Here is a 14,081-nt window from a genome sequence, read left to right on the forward strand (position 1 = left end):
TAAAGCAGGCGTGAACAGAATGTCCGGAATTTCCAGTTTTTTTTCCTCTTTTGTCGATTCTTTTCAAGCAGGAATGAAGAGCAATGCTCCTGCGCCTCCACCTGCTGCTCCTGCGCCTCCCCCTGCTACTCCGCCTGCTCCCCCCAAAGATCAAGCCGAGTTAAGTAAAGTATCAACGGCTCCTGCGGCCGCAGGAGCCCCTAAGCAGGTAACCTTTGGCGGTTCGGTCTCTGCTGAACCCCTGCCCAAGGTTGCCAATGCGCAGGAAGCTTTGGCCCAATTGCGCCAGATCGGTTTTATCACGGGTTCAGCCGGACGAGAAGCTTATCATTATGAGAAGCTTTCAGGACAAAGCGCAGATACGATCCGCCACTTGCAGTCTGTTTTCAGCCGCGACAGTCAGGGGGGCCGTGATCACAGTACCACCCAGTTTGCTCTGCGTGTGGTGGGTGCCACGCTCAGCCGTCCGGAAGAGCGCCAACGCTTTATCAAAACGGGGCTTTTGAACAGCAAAGATGCAGATACTTCGCTCGATCAGATGTCGCGTATTCTTCGCCTCAAGCCCGATGCCGAGATTGCCAAAGCCTTGAAAAACAGTTTGGGGTTGGCCAGTGAAAAACAAACCCAGAATTTTCTCTATAAAAGTGGGTTTTTAATGGCTGACAGCATGGAAGAAAATGGCCCGACCATTCATAAAAAAAACCTTCAACATCTTCCTCCAGCAATTGTCGAGCAACTGATTCAGAATTTGAATAAAGGGGGCATACTGAGTCAAAATGCCCCGATCGTCAACGCACTTAAACACCTGCATTAATCCCTGTCTTTTCTAAAAAGCCCCCCTGAAACTCAGGGGGGCTTTTTTCGTGTGTGAGTTTGAGTGTGCCTGCTTGTGAGGCTTTCGGCCCTTTTCAAATACCCTTTGTCTTTAGCTGAAAAACAAGACTTTCAGTGTGTGTTTGGATGATGGGAAAATATTTTACAAAATAATAAATAATTTTATTTACTTTTTTGTAAATAAAATATATACTCAGATCATTGAAGTCTTTCAAACCTAGTGTTTTCCATGGAGGAAATATTTATGAAATCCCGTTCTGCTCTGATTTTGATGATCTCTACCTTGAGTTTCTCTGCCTTGAGTCTTTCGGCCTGTGGGCCTGCACCTACGGCCACTCCTGCTTCACTGGGGGCACATTCCTACCCCATGCCCTCGGCTTCAGCGGCTTATCCTTACGCCTATCCTTCAGCTGCTCCTTCAGCTGCTCCTTCAGCTGCTCCTTCAGCCGCGCCGCTGGGGATGCCTCTGCCCTCAGGTACTTCAGCCCCCTCTGCGATGCCGACTTCTGCCCCTGACGCCACTCCCAATACCGAGAGCTATCAAACGATTCAGGAAAATCCTTTTCTGGCAGCCTTAAGCAACCCGCTTTCTACCTTCTCAATTGATGTCGATACTGCTTCCTATAGCAATTTGCGCCGTTTTCTCAACCAGGGCCAATTGCCCCCCAAAGATGCTGTGCGGATTGAGGAAATGCTCAATTATTTTCGCTATGCCTATCCCCAACCGCAGTCCGACCGTCCCTTCTCGGTCAGCACAGAGCTTTCAGAATGTCCTTGGCAAGCGGGCCATCAACTCTTGCAGATTGGCTTACAGGCGCAGTCGGTGGATATGAGCAAAGCCCCCCGCAGCAATCTGGTCTTTTTACTCGATGTTTCAGGTTCCATGTCAGACCCGAATAAACTGCCTTTGCTCAAGCAGTCTCTGCGTTTACTCATTGACCAACTGCGCGAGGATGATAAGGTTTCAATTGTGGTCTATGCGGGGGCTGCGGGTCAGGTTTTGCAACCTACTTCAGGGGATCGCAAAGATACGATTCTCAAGGCGCTGGATCAATTGGAGGCAGGGGGCTCTACCGCAGGGGGCGCAGGCATTCAATTGGCCTATCAGGTCGCCCAGGCCCAATTTATTCAAGGCGGCAATAACCGGGTGATCTTGGCAACCGATGGCGATTTTAATGTGGGGGCTTCTTCGGATGCCGAAATGGAGCGCCTGATCGAAGCCAAACGTAAAGAAGGCGTATTTTTAACGGTTTTGGGCTTTGGCATGGGCAATTATAAGGATTCCAAAATGGAAACCCTTGCCAATAAGGGCAATGGCAATTATGCGTATATCGACAGTCTGATGGAAGCCCGCAAGGTTTTGGTTCAGGAAATGGGCGGAACGCTGTTGACCGTAGCCAAAGATGTGAAATTGCAACTTGAATTCAATCCCGCCAAAGTGGCCCGCTATCGTCTGATTGGTTATGAAAACCGTTTGCTGCGGGCTGAAGACTTCAACAATGATGCCAAAGATGCCGGTGAATTGGGGGCCGGTCATACGGTGACAGCCCTCTATGAGTTGGAACCTGCCAGCCCAAACACTGCGCAGAACAGCAGCCTGAACTATTCTGAAACCCAAACCAAAGACTCAGCCTTGGGTTCCCAGGACTTGCTGAGCTTGAGCCTGCGTTATAAGGCGCCAAGCCAGGAAACCAGTCAGTTGATTGCACAAACAGTCAGCACCCAGGCCAAACCTTGGTCAGAAGCCTCAGAGAATATGCATTTTGCAGCCTCGGTTGCGGGCTTTGGCATGCTCTTGCGTGATTCTGAATACAAGGGCCAACTGAGTTTTGCACAGGTACAGCAGTTGGGGCGTGAAGGCCTGGGCGCGGATCGTGAAGGTTATCGCCAGGCCTATCTTGAATTGCTCAATCAGGCCGGGCGTTTGGGCTTAAAATAAGCCTGTTCAGCTCTCGTTGCGGATCGAAAGCTCAGTCAGTTCTCTGCGTGCCCGATCGATGAGCTGATCGACCCAACGCCGGTACATTTCAGCAGAAGGATGCAGGCCATCTTCGCCTACCAACTGCTGAAATTTTCCCATGTCACGGGAAAGGGTCGTGATATTCAGATATTGCACACCAAACTGGTAGCTCAAACGGGCATTGATGCGGTTGAAGCCGTCAATGGCTGAGGCTATCTCTGCGCGATCCCGATCTTTGGCAAAGGGGGTGACACCCCAGTCTGGAATCGAGAGTACAAAGACTCGTTCTTTGCGCATTCCGGCCAATGCAATCGCCTGGCGCAGCAACAATTCAAATTCCTGTTCGTATTCTGCTTCACTGCGATCTTGGTATTGGTTATTGACGCCAATCAGCAGAGAGACCAAATCATAGGGGGGAGTCAGGGACGCCTCTGCGATCGCCTTGCGCAAATCCTGGGTGGTCCAGCCTGTTTGGGCGATGATTTGGGGATCGGCAATCTCCAGGCCCCGATTGCGCAGGCCCTGGGTCAGTTGTTGGGGCCAACGCTCTTTATCGGTCAGGCCTTCGCCGATTGTATAGGAGTCTCCTAAAGCTAAAAAATGATGCATGATTTTACCTTTCTTGGGAATCACGGGTGTTTGGGTGCTTATCCATCCGCCCACAAAAATTGTTTTAAAGCGCACGGGCCGTGCTTTTGACCTGCTCCCAGCTTTCAGCGAGATCTTCCCAACTGACGCGGGTTTGCCCAATGACCCAGCGCAGGACATACACGCCTCTCAAGCGGGTATGGGTCATAAACAGCTTGCCTGAAGCATTGAGTGCTTCCAGCAGTTTTGGGTTGAGCCGATCCAGGTCTTCGGGTGTTTTTCCCGGAGGGGCGTAGCGAAAGCAGAGGGTATTGAAATGGACTGGCGCCAGCACTTCAAAATCGCTTTCTGCTTTGAGGGTTTTCGCCAAGGTCTGGGCCCAGGCCAGATGCGTCTGGATCAAGCTTTTGAGACCTTCTGCGCCATAACTGCGCAAAACAAACCACAGTTTCAGGGCGCGAAAACGCCGGCCCAGTTGGGGGCCCCAATCGCGAAAATTTTTGACCTGTGCGTCCTGGCCTGTTTTGAGGTATTCGGGGGTCAGGGCAAAGGTATCTAAGAGGGCCTGGGGGTCACGCACATAATAGGCTGAACAGTCAAAATTGGTAAGCAGCCATTTGTGGGGGTTAAACACAAACGAATCTGCGTATTCCAAACCATGGGCCAAGGCCTGGATTTCTGGCAGAATCAGGGCCGAACCGGCAAAGGCCGCGTCGATATGCAGCCAAAGCCCTTCGCGCTGACAAATGGCGGCAATTTCAGCCAGGGGATCTATGGCGGTTGAACCAGTGGTGCCAAAGGCTGCGACCACACAAAGCGGTTCGTAACCCGCTGCGCGGTCGGCCTGAATCTGTGTTTCCAGAGCGGTGGCCTGAAGGGCAAAGTTTTGATCGACCTCAATTTTGCGCAGGTTCTCGCTGCCCAGCCCGGCCATGCGCACTGCTTTTTCGATTGAGGAATGGGCTTCGCTTGAGCAATACAGCGTATAGCGGGGCAGGCCTTGTAAGCCTTGGCTATTGGCCCGGCCCTGGCTGGCTTTTTCACGTGCGCTTAAAATGGCGCAAAACGTGGCGGTTGAAGCGGTATCCTGAATTACGCCCACCCATTGCCTGGGCAGGCCAAGCAAATCGCGCAGCCATTCCAGCATGCGTTCTTCGAGTTCGGTGGCTGCTGGCGAGGTCAACCAGCTCATACACTGTGCTCCCAAGGTGGCCGTCAGCATTTCAGCCAAAACCGAGGGGGGGCTGCTATTGGCTGGGAAATAACCAAAAAATCGCGGGTGCTGCCAATGGGTCATACCGGGCATAATCTGGGTTTGAAAATCTGCGAAAATCGCGTCAAACGATTCTCCTGTGGCAGGGGCTGCCTCAGGGATCTGTTGATAAATTGCGCCTGGTGCAAGCTGAGGACTGACGGGCCATTGCCTGACCTCTTCCAGGTAGTCTGCCATCCAGTCTACCAAGTGGTGGGCGTGTTGACGAAATTCATGCGGTTCCATGGGGTTTCCTTGTGTTCGGAGTCTTTCGTATTCTAGCAGAAGCGGAGCCTGGGCTTGGTACTGGCACAGAAAATTTAAAGACGGGTTTTTCAGTGGGATCAGGTGTGTTGATTGTGTTTGGCCTGTTTGGCCCGGTACATCTGTTCATCGGCCAAAGCGATCAGCGCGCTGGCTTCTAAGAAATCAGAGGGTCCGGTTTGGGCCACACCCATGCTGACTGAGACATTTTCAAAATTGAGATTAAGAGCTTCTTGAAGGCGATTGACGAAGATCTCCTGGGCCTGGGTTTCAGTGCATTTGCTGAGAATAATGCAGAATTCATCGCCGCCATAGCGAAAGCAACTGTCGTCAATCCGGGCCAGGTTTTTAATCGCCTGGCCCAGATTGCGCAGAACCTGGTTGCCGTGTTCATGTCCGAGGCTGTCGTTGATTTGTTTAAAATTATCGATATCCAGGTAAACAACTGAAACGGGTTCGGCCCTGCGCTGGGCACTGCGCAGGGCTTTGGTGACAATCTCATCAAAAAGTCTGAAATTGAGCAGACCGGTCAGCGGATCGGTCAGCGACATTTTTTCGAGCTGCTGGGTGCGCTCTTTGACTTTGATTTCCATGGAGCGCGCGTATTGTTCACATTTCTGTTTTGAATTTTTTATTTCAACGACCATGCTGCGGATATAGGCGTCGAAAACCAGTGAGGTGTCCAGCATGATCAGTTTTTCGAGTGCGCTGATCAGGCTTCTTTTTTCAAGGGGCCCCACATAGTATTGCTCGATAATTTCATTTAAAAGTTTTTTCAAACTTTGAACCGCTGATAAAAAGAGTTTGGGTTCGACCCCAATTCGCTTATGAATCAGGCCAATGCGCAAGCGATTATTGACGTAGTCGAGATCATAAATTCCGTCAAAGAGGGTTTGAATATACAGGCGCTGGGCATTGCGCAGGCGCGTGAGGGTATCCGCATCACCGATCAGCAGGGCGATTTCCGGGATACTGGTCTGCATTTTATAAAAATCATCGACCAGGCGGTTTAAATATTTTTCAATTGTGGCTTTGGCTTCAGGCAGAATTTTTTCATCTTCAGCAGTGAAGGAAAAGAGCGCTTTGAGGTGCTCCAGCTCAAAATCGCTGAAGTGCATTTGCTCAAGCAGCGTCAGATCGGTCAGCTTCATAGAAGATCTCCTTAAGACACCCATCAATTGTTCTCTAGACTTTTTAAATTAAATGAGATCGGAAGCTAAGTCCTCTTTGATTTTAAAATTTTTTTCAGAAGCCAGTCAAGCGATAGATAATGCAGGTAAAGCGTGATTTTGGTCATCGACTTTTGAAAAACGATGCAAATGTGTCAAAATAGAGCCATTCATTAGCTGAGGAACCTGCACTCTGATTGCAGTTCTCCCTGTCTCTGGAGGTGAAAAATGGATTCAAAAGCGGCCCATTACCAGCGTATTTTACAGGCCATTCAAGCTGCCGCAGATGCAACAGCCCTGTCTCGGGCGGTGGCCCCACTTTTGCAGGAAACGGGTTTTGGTGCCAGCGGCATGGTCGATGCTGAAACCGGTGAAGAAACCCGCCTCAGTTATCTTGAAATCGCGGAATGCCTGATGGAAACCGATCGCCTCTTTTTTCAGAAGCCGATTGAGCTCTTGGTTATGGCCCATCAGCGCAGCAAGGAAATCATGCTGGGGGTGCCTCCCCGGCCACCTGAGCCTGAAGCGCCTCCCCCCTGGCAGCAGTTTCTCTAGAAAAAAAGCTGACCGTTGATGAAACGGCCAGCCAAGGACTTAGCGAGCGAATGGAATTGAAAAACAGATTGTTCAGGGGGCCGCTTAATGCAGCCGACCCAGGTATTTATTGCGCTTTTTGAGCCTGCTCCCAGCTTTCAGGATCCGAGGTGCGCAGATAGGTTTGTCTTGACTGTTTTTCCACGAATTCTTTCCTCCAGAGGTTTGGTTTTGTTTTTACTTGGGGATCAACCGCAGTGCTTTTTTTTAAACTGTTCCTGTTGGTAGCGCGCCTGCCAGCGCTGTGACTGGGCCTCAAGCTGCTCATAGATACGGGGGCGGTAGATTGAAAAATCAAGCCACATCATGCCGCAGGCTTCGCAATGTTCAATCTGTGCACCTCTGACTTTTTCTTCACGGACAAATGCCGTGGTACAGGTGGGGCAGGTATGACTCATTTTGACGCCTCCTTGGGGCTGCTGATAGAAAAATCATAAGCCAAAAATTTAACATTTACAAATTCAATGTTTAAATATAAACTATAGATAAAATCTATGAATTGGCTCAATTATCATCATCTCTACTATTTTTGGATGGTGGCCCGTGAAGGCAGTATCACGCAGGCCTGTGAAAAACTGCACCTTTCACAGCCCACGGTGAGTACCCAATTGCAAAGTCTTGAAAAATCAGCCGGTGAGAAATTGTTTCGGCGCAAAGGCCGTTTCTTGGTGCTGACTGAAATGGGGCAGATGGTGTTTCGCTATGCCGATGAGATTTTCAGTCTGGGTCAGGAACTTCAACAGTTTCTTTCCGGGGCCGCCAGTATGGAACGCCCGCTGCACTTGAGTATTGGCATTACCGACTCTTTGCCCAAATTGGTCTCCTATGGCATTTTAGAGCCTCTGCTGAATTATGCGACCCCCGTGCAGTTTGTCTGCTACGAAGACGACAATCTTGAGGGCCTGCTTATGCGGCTTTCGCGCTTTGAATTGGATTTGGTTCTGGCCGATGCCCCGATGTCGGCTTCGAGCCGGATCAAGGCCTATAACCACCTTTTGGGGGAGTCGGCGATCAGCTTCTTTGCGGGGGAGAGCTTGGCCGAACGCTACCAGGTGGGTTTTCCCCATTCTTTACAAGCGGCGCCTTTTTTGATGCCCTCGCAAAATACAGCTTTGCGCAAGATTTTGGATCAATGGCTGGCCCGCCATGAAATTCATCCCCGGATTGTCGCTGAGTTTGACGATATGGCGCTTTTAAAGGTCTTTGGTCAGGAAGGACACGGTGTTTTTGCGCTGCCTGCGGTTTCTGAGGCCAGTCTGCTGAAAACACCTGGCTTGTCTGTGCTGGGCCGTGATACTTCCCTGAAAAGCAGTTTTTACGCTATTTCAATTGAACGCAAAATTCGCAATCCTGCCGTGGCTTTTTTGGTGGAGAGGGCCCGTTCTTTACTTTTTGAAAGCTTGATGTGAGCACCATCACGCTGGGCGATGGTTCTGGCTCACAAACTTTTTGAAGGGTCTTTGTTAGAATGCAATCATTACAAGCTAAAGGAATGAGAGCCATGGCCAGAACACACGCTTTTCCCGAACAACCGGGTATGCCTGGCCGTGTTTATCAAATGATACAGAACCAGATGGAAATTGAACTTTCGATTCGTGAAGCTGAAGCCGCAGGGATCAATCCTGCTGAGCGCGAAAAGCTGAATCAATACCTGCGTCAATTGGGGCAGGATAGCGGTTTTTATCTCTGCCTGCCCGCAGAGGATTAAAACAGCAATTGATGCCTAAACTCTTGTGTTTGAGTTGGGTCTGTCTTGGACTTTTGCATCTGCCTGCCCAGGCTCAAAGTGCGGCGACGACCCCCAAGGTTTTTAAGCTGACCCAGCTGTCTAAGCTTTATGATGTGCAGATTCAGGTGGCGGCCTGCGAGAGCGATTTTTGCCGGGGCAAAGCCCAGTTTTCGTTGTTTCGCAAGGGCCAAAAACAGCCCTTTCAGGTGTTTAAGTTTGCTGAAACGCTTTTGCAGCTCAATGCCGGGCAAGTGCCCGTTGCCAATCAGACCCTGGGCTATGACCTGCAATCGGGCGTGCATCTGCAGGACTTTAATTTTGATGGTCAACCCGATTTGGCCCTGTGTGATGGCCAGGAAGCTGGCTATGGCGGGCCTTCTTACCAGATTTATCTTTATTCGGCGCGCAGTCAAAAATTTGAGCACAGCCCCGCCTTGAGCAAACTGGCCCGTGGTGAGTATTTGGGAATGTTTGAAGTGGATACGAAAAATAAAATTCTGCGCAATTTTGGCAAATCGGGTTGCTGTTATCATTTCACCCATGAATACAAGCTCAAGAACAATCAACCGTATAAAACCCGCGAAGTGATTGAAGACGGCCTGGCCGACCCCGCTGGCAAATGGCTGCAGGTGACCACTTCAGAATGGGTAAGCGGCAAATGGGTCAGCAAGGTCAAACGCGAGCCCATGTCCCAATAGTGGGCTGTTTTTAAAAAGGCGTGCCGTGGGTTTGCTGGTGCAAAGCACTGACCAAGCCAGGAAAAGGTTGCAGCCCCCGCATCAGCAAATCTGCGCTCTGAGGTTGAAGCAAAAACTGTTGTAGCAAGGCCCCGGTTTGAATCCGTTTGCGGAAGAGCCGGTTCCACCCCTGGCGATAATACTCTTCTAAAAGCCCAAAGGGAATTTTGCCTGAGAGGTAGGCAGGCAGTTGATCTGCCAGTAAAACCGCTGCACGCAGGGCCATGCTCATGCCATTGCCACTCAGCGGGGCGATCATGCCTGCGCTGTCACCCACCATTAAAATGCCTTCGAGCTGGGGGGCTTTGGGCAGAAAATGCACCTGGGCAATTACCAGCGGTTTTTCATAGAGGGACTGTCTTTCGGCCAGCAGGCGTTTGAGATGGGGGTTTTGCGCGAGCACCTGCTCTTCCAGGCGCTGAATCTCTCCGTCACAGGCTTTGAGACTTTGGCCCGAGGCCAGATAGGCCATGCAGTATTTTCCGGCTTCAATGGCTGAGAGCCCGCAATAGCCCCCAGGAAAACTATGCAGCTCTACGCGGTCTCGGGGGAAATCGAGCTGCACATGGTATTTGACGGCGATTTGGGCTTTTTCACGGTAGCGGGGCAGGGTGAATTCGCGCTCAAATTGCAGATCTAAATTGCTGTATTTTCCCCAGGTGCCACAGACTGTGCGGGCTGTGATTTTTTGCGTGCGGCTTAAAATTTCAAATTGGCCTGCGTCGCCAGAAATGCGGCTGACACGGGTGCCCTCTAAAACCGTGACCCCTGCTGCCTGCGCCAATTTAACCAGGGCCTGGTCGAGGGTATAGCGGCTGAGGCCGATGCCTCCGGGACGCAGGGGGAATTCCAAAGAGCGGCCCGAGGCGGCAGAAAAACAGGCGGTTTGAATGCGGGGGAGATTCATTTCTTGCAGAGAAATTCCCAGTTTTTCGAGCAGGGGCAGGGATTCTTCGGCCAGATATTCGCCGCAGACCTTGTGAAAGGGATAGTGGTTCTTTTCGAGCAGAACCACCTGCCAGCCCTGGCGGGCGAGCAAAATCGCGCTGGCCAGCCCGGCCACCCCGCCCCCAATCAGTGCGACGTCATACATAGCCCAGTACCCGATAGCGAAAAGCCCAGCACCACTCTAAATCGGCCTTCCAGCCGGTTTCGGCAAGCAAAGTTTCAAGCTCCCGGCGTTCAAAGCCCCGCCAAACCGAGAGAGGCGCATCGTGTTTGACCAGATAGGAGCGCGAAAAGAGCTGGGTGAGCAGGCGAATGCCGCCCCAGGCCAGCGGGTGGCGGTGCAAATCATTGATCAGCAGGCCATGTCGCGCAGATTGCTGACTCCAGCGTAAAAATTGCCGCAATTGGGCGGTTTCGAGGTGGTGACAAAAAAGAGAAGTCAAGACAATATCGTAAGCGCTGTCGATGGCGCGGTAATCACTGCAGATCCATTTAATTTCAAGACCCTGGCAGGCTTTTTGGGCGAAAGCCAAACATTCGGGCTTGAGATCGACCCCCGTCAATTGCAGCTTGATTCCCCTGGCCTGCCCCCAGTGGGCAATGGCTTTGAGGGTATCGCCTCCGCCGCAGCCAATATCTACGATTTTCCAGGTCTTTTGGCGATCGCGGATCAGGCGCTGCAGCCCTTGCAGGGTGACCCGGTGCCCTCCCAACCAGCGGTTGATGATTTCAAGCTCTTCTAAATTGCGCCAGAGTTCTGCCTGGGGCAGTTCTGGAGCATCGAGCAGCTCCTGGGCCTGTGAACGTTGACGTAAATCGGGCAGTATCATGGTTCGCTGGTAAACAGAGCAGTTTCAAGGGTCAGACCTGGGCCGAAGGCAGCAGCCAGGATATGTTCTGGGGTTGACCAGTCAAGATAGCGTTGCCAGAGCCGATCCAGCACAAAGAGCACGGTGGGAGACGACATATTGCCGTATTCGGCCAAAATTTCGCGTGAAGCCTGGAGTGTGGGGATTGCTAAGACTGCTTCACTGACATCGAGAATTTTACGCCCGCCGGGGTGAATGGCCCAGTGTTGAATATCCTGGGGGCGCAGAGAGAGGGTTTCCAGAGCCCTTTCCACCAGCGGGGAGATTCCCTGGCGCAGCAATTCGGGGATATAGGCACTGAGACGCATCAGAAAGCCACTTTCGGAGAGATCCCAAGCCATGTCTGACCAGCCCTCCAGGGCCACTGCCGAAGCTGTATTCTGGAGCTTGAGCACAGGGGCTGCCGGGCGGGCTTGTGCTCCGCAGAGCAGGGCTGCGGCTGCCCCATCGGCAAAGAGCAGATTGGCAGCGAGATTATCTGGGCTGGGGTCTTTCTGAAAATGCAGGGTGCAGAGTTCGACACTGACCATCAGCACCACGGCGTCGGGCTGGCTGCGACAGATGGCATCTGCCATTTTCAGCCCATGCAGGGCAGCATAGCAGCCCATAAAATGCACGCCGGTGCGTTGCGTGGAGGGCGAGAGGCCCAATTCCTTGAGCAGCATCAGATCGAGTCCGGGGGCTGAAAGCCCGGTACAGGTAATGGCGATCAGGTGGGTGATCTTTTCGCGTTTCAGTTCGCTGCTGCGCTCAAGGCAGGTTTCAACGGCGTTCAGGGCCAGGGGCAGGGCTTCCTGATGAAAGCAGGCCATGCGCTGGTTCAGGCCCGGAAAAGGTTCAAGATTCTGTGTGGGCGGATAGAGCCGACGCTCCTGCGGAGGGCAGCCATAGTCTGGAATCACGGAGTGGCGGGTTTGAATGCCACTGCGGGCGTACATCTTTGCCAGACGATCCTGTTCCAGGGGCGGCAAGGGCACCAGGGCCTGCATAAACTCCAGAATCGTTTCTTGGGCATGGGCATGGGCTGGAACTGCGGTTCCGAGCGAGACCAAATACGTCATCCATTCCTCCAAAGGCACATCAGGCCAAAACACAGATTAAGACAGGCAGAAGCCAGCAAGTTCAGCCGCATGGTATGTTCAAAACTGGCGGCTTGGGTATTTTTCCAGACCTTTTGAGCCCAGTAGATAAAATAGGCTAAAACGGGCAATAAAAAGCTTGAAAAAAGTAAGAAATCTTGCAGTTTCAGGTTAAGTGCCAGTATAACACCTGCCAGAGCAAAAAAGCTTCCGGCAAAGATAAAACTGCCACGGTAGCCCAAGACTTGGCTCAAGGTGCGATCTCCCCGTTCGGCGTCTTCCTGGTGTTGGTAAATCTGAGTCAGGGGGTAAACCCCCCCGATCAGGCTGGCGGCAGCCACGGCCAGGGCGGCCTGATGCGGGCTGAGCAGCTCCTGCCAGTGGGCCGGGGGCACGATGCCCAGCAGGACGGTGGCATAGGTCAAGAGGCCTTGAAAGACAAAAATCGTTAAAAAGCCCCCGATGGGGTATTGCTTGAGGCGGGTCACTTCCCAGCTATAGGCCCGTGAGGCGAGGATATAAACCCCGACCCCCAGGGCGAACCAGGGCTGAATCCAGAGCGCAGCAGCCAGGGCCAGCAGGTCCAAAACCAGGGTGGTATAGAGCAGCAGTTTGGGGGGCGGGGGCGGGGCTTTCAGCCCCCCAATCGGGGTGGTGTCGCGGTCGACCCAGCTGTTATAGCCATTGCTGGCCGGGTAAACCAACAGGTGCAAAATTACAGCAACCCACAGGGCCTGGTTTTCGTTAACGACCGCAGCCTGGCTCAGGGCCAGCAGGTAAATCGGCAGAAGCAGAAACGAAAAAGGCAGACGCAAAAGATGGAGGGTATCACGAATCGCTTGTCGCATCATTTTATTGTACAGGATGCCCAGGCCAGCGTCCTTTGCGTAATTTGAACTTCTTGACTGTACCTTGACAGCGGCCTTGCAAAAAGCTAGCCTCAAATCAGAATTTTGCCCCGGAGGGCCTTATGAATCGCACGGCTTTGTTTTCTTCTCTGCTTACGCTTTTATTCAGTCTGCATTTGCCTGCCCAGGCCCTGAATCTGGATCAGGTAGAAGTCAAAATTCACAGTTTGACCAACCAATTGCGGGCCGAGAAAAATTTGCCCCCGTTGAAGCCCCTTGAAGGCCTTTACGCTTTGGCGCGCAAACACAGCGAGGCCATGGCCAGCCAGCACTTTTTCAGCCATACCGATCCCCAGGGGCGCAGCCCGTTTGACCGCATGGCTCAGTTTATGCCGGGTTTGCTCAGCATGGGCTCGGCTGAGAATATCGCCATGCGCAGCAGCCGGGGGGAAGATGAAGACACCGTGGCCTTGGGATTGTTTACGCAATGGAAACACTCGCCCGGGCACTATGCCAATATGATCGGCAAGGGCTACCGGCATTTGGGCGTGGGGGTGGCTGAGAAAAACAATCAAATTTATGCCACCCAGAACTTTGCCACCGGGCTGGTGCTTTTGCAGAGCCCGCTGCCAGGAAAAATACCCGTGGGAACCTCTGTAAAATTGCGCTTTGAATTTTTGGCGGATTTTCCCCCTGCTGAACTTTCAGCTTATCTGCACGTGCCCGATAAAAATGCCCGCTTTTATACTTCCAGTGGTTCGTTTTATACAGGCGGCGGGCCGCTGACGCCAGCCTGGATCGACAAACAGCATTTTGTGCTGAGTATTCCAACCGACAAGGGCGTGGGCAAATACAGTTTGGGGATTGGCCAAAGCGGGGCCTATTACGATACTCCCTTTGCCTTTGAAACCACTGCGGGCAGATAATGCCATGCTGACGCTGCGTGCCCCCTTGCCCGAAGAACTGGAGACCGTGGTGGACTGGATTTTTAACGTGCAGGGGCTTGAACGGGCGTTTTTGAATGTCAGTGCCAGCAATACCCCCGCCTTGAGTCTTTATCAAAGAGCGGGCTTTGAACTGGACAAGGCCGGGGTGGCTTTGGATTGGTGGCGGAATTCCAGCAGACAGACGCAGACGCTTGGGCTATAATCCCTGTGTCAACGACCCCGGCCTAAAGGCCAGAGCTTGTAACTAACCAAAGGAGATGTTC

Annotated in this window: 16 protein-coding genes; 8 read left to right on the forward strand and 8 right to left on the reverse strand. The window is 52.3% G+C overall.

Annotation, left to right across the window (positions count from 1 at the left end; translation table 11 throughout):
* Positions 1–19: 19 nt before the first annotated feature.
* Both COW20_09265 and COW20_09270 read left to right on the forward strand, forming a co-directional pair.
* A complete protein-coding gene (locus COW20_09265; GenBank protein ID PIW48546.1) occupies positions 20–814 on the forward strand; it encodes a hypothetical protein in 795 nt (264 codons plus the stop codon).
* Between the two features lie 291 nt (positions 815–1,105).
* Positions 1,106–2,773 carry a hypothetical protein gene (locus tag COW20_09270; GenBank protein PIW48559.1) on the forward strand — a complete coding sequence of 556 codons (1,668 nt, stop codon included), beginning with the start codon at positions 1,106–1,108 and terminating at the stop codon, positions 2,771–2,773.
* A 6-nt stretch (positions 2,774–2,779) separates the two neighbouring features.
* Here COW20_09270 and COW20_09275 read toward each other — a convergent pair whose 3' ends face one another.
* The 3 genes from COW20_09275 to COW20_09285 all read right to left on the reverse strand — a co-directional run bounded on the left by COW20_09275 (position 2,780) and on the right by COW20_09285 (position 6,049).
* Entirely contained in the window at positions 2,780–3,403 is a 624-nt protein-coding gene (locus COW20_09275; protein PIW48560.1) for a lysophospholipase, read from the reverse strand.
* Positions 3,404–3,467: 64 nt separating this feature from the next.
* Complete coding sequence (locus COW20_09280) at positions 3,468–4,880, reverse strand: aspartate aminotransferase family protein (protein PIW48547.1); 1,413 nt, start codon at positions 4,878–4,880, stop codon at positions 3,468–3,470.
* A gap of 98 nt (positions 4,881–4,978) precedes the next feature.
* A complete protein-coding gene (locus COW20_09285; GenBank protein PIW48548.1) occupies positions 4,979–6,049 on the reverse strand; it encodes a GGDEF domain-containing protein in 1,071 nt (356 codons plus the stop codon).
* Positions 6,050–6,295: 246 nt separating this feature from the next.
* Between COW20_09285 and COW20_09290 the strand changes: the two genes are divergently transcribed.
* On the forward strand, positions 6,296–6,622 hold the full coding sequence (locus tag COW20_09290; protein PIW48549.1) for a hypothetical protein: 327 nt from the start codon (positions 6,296–6,298) through the stop codon (positions 6,620–6,622).
* 227 nt (positions 6,623–6,849) lie between these two features.
* On the opposite strand, the gene COW20_09295 is transcribed toward COW20_09290, so the two are convergent.
* Positions 6,850–7,059 carry a hypothetical protein gene (locus COW20_09295; GenBank protein ID PIW48550.1) on the reverse strand — a complete coding sequence of 70 codons (210 nt, stop codon included), beginning with the start codon at positions 7,057–7,059 and terminating at the stop codon, positions 6,850–6,852.
* A 96-nt stretch (positions 7,060–7,155) separates the two neighbouring features.
* On the opposite strand from COW20_09295, the gene COW20_09300 reads away from it, so the two are divergent.
* The 3 genes from COW20_09300 (at position 7,156) to COW20_09310 (ending at position 9,088) form a co-directional block, all read left to right on the forward strand.
* A complete protein-coding gene (locus tag COW20_09300; GenBank protein ID PIW48551.1) occupies positions 7,156–8,070 on the forward strand; it encodes a transcriptional activator NhaR in 915 nt (304 codons plus the stop codon).
* Between the two features lie 92 nt (positions 8,071–8,162).
* Positions 8,163–8,369, forward strand: a complete 207-nt coding sequence (locus COW20_09305; protein PIW48552.1) for a hypothetical protein — start codon at positions 8,163–8,165, stop codon at positions 8,367–8,369.
* 11 nt (positions 8,370–8,380) lie between these two features.
* Positions 8,381–9,088 (forward strand): hypothetical protein, encoded by a 708-nt coding sequence (locus COW20_09310; protein ID PIW48553.1) that lies wholly within the window; start codon positions 8,381–8,383, stop codon positions 9,086–9,088.
* A gap of 10 nt (positions 9,089–9,098) precedes the next feature.
* Here COW20_09310 and COW20_09315 read toward each other — a convergent pair whose 3' ends face one another.
* Genes COW20_09315 through COW20_09330 form a run of 4 tightly spaced genes read right to left on the reverse strand, consistent with a single transcriptional unit; the run spans position 9,099 to position 12,871 of the window.
* Positions 9,099–10,220 (reverse strand): hypothetical protein, encoded by a 1,122-nt coding sequence (locus tag COW20_09315; GenBank protein ID PIW48554.1) that lies wholly within the window; start codon positions 10,218–10,220, stop codon positions 9,099–9,101.
* Positions 10,213–10,905 (reverse strand): SAM-dependent methyltransferase, encoded by a 693-nt coding sequence (locus COW20_09320; protein PIW48555.1) that lies wholly within the window; start codon positions 10,903–10,905, stop codon positions 10,213–10,215. Before COW20_09320 ends, COW20_09315 begins: the two co-directional genes overlap by 8 nt.
* Positions 10,902–12,005 (reverse strand): naringenin-chalcone synthase, encoded by a 1,104-nt coding sequence (locus COW20_09325; protein PIW48556.1) that lies wholly within the window; start codon positions 12,003–12,005, stop codon positions 10,902–10,904. Before COW20_09325 ends, COW20_09320 begins: the two co-directional genes overlap by 4 nt.
* Positions 12,002–12,871 (reverse strand): prenyltransferase, encoded by an 870-nt coding sequence (locus COW20_09330; protein PIW48561.1) that lies wholly within the window; start codon positions 12,869–12,871, stop codon positions 12,002–12,004. The genes COW20_09325 and COW20_09330 overlap by 4 nt, the downstream gene beginning before the upstream one ends.
* A 122-nt stretch (positions 12,872–12,993) precedes the next feature.
* Here COW20_09330 and COW20_09335 point away from each other — a divergent pair, with 122 nt between their 5' ends.
* Positions 12,994–13,797, forward strand: coding sequence for a hypothetical protein (locus tag COW20_09335; protein ID PIW48557.1), 804 nt, complete (start codon positions 12,994–12,996; stop codon positions 13,795–13,797).
* Between the two features lie 4 nt (positions 13,798–13,801).
* Positions 13,802–14,020: a hypothetical protein gene (locus COW20_09340; GenBank protein PIW48558.1), complete on the forward strand. Its 219-nt coding sequence runs from the start codon at positions 13,802–13,804 to the stop codon at positions 14,018–14,020.
* Positions 14,021–14,081 lie beyond the last annotated feature (61 nt).

The organism is bacterium (Candidatus Blackallbacteria) CG13_big_fil_rev_8_21_14_2_50_49_14 (assembly GCA_002783405.1).
Taxonomy (GTDB): Bacteria; Cyanobacteriota; Sericytochromatia; order UBA7694; family UBA7694.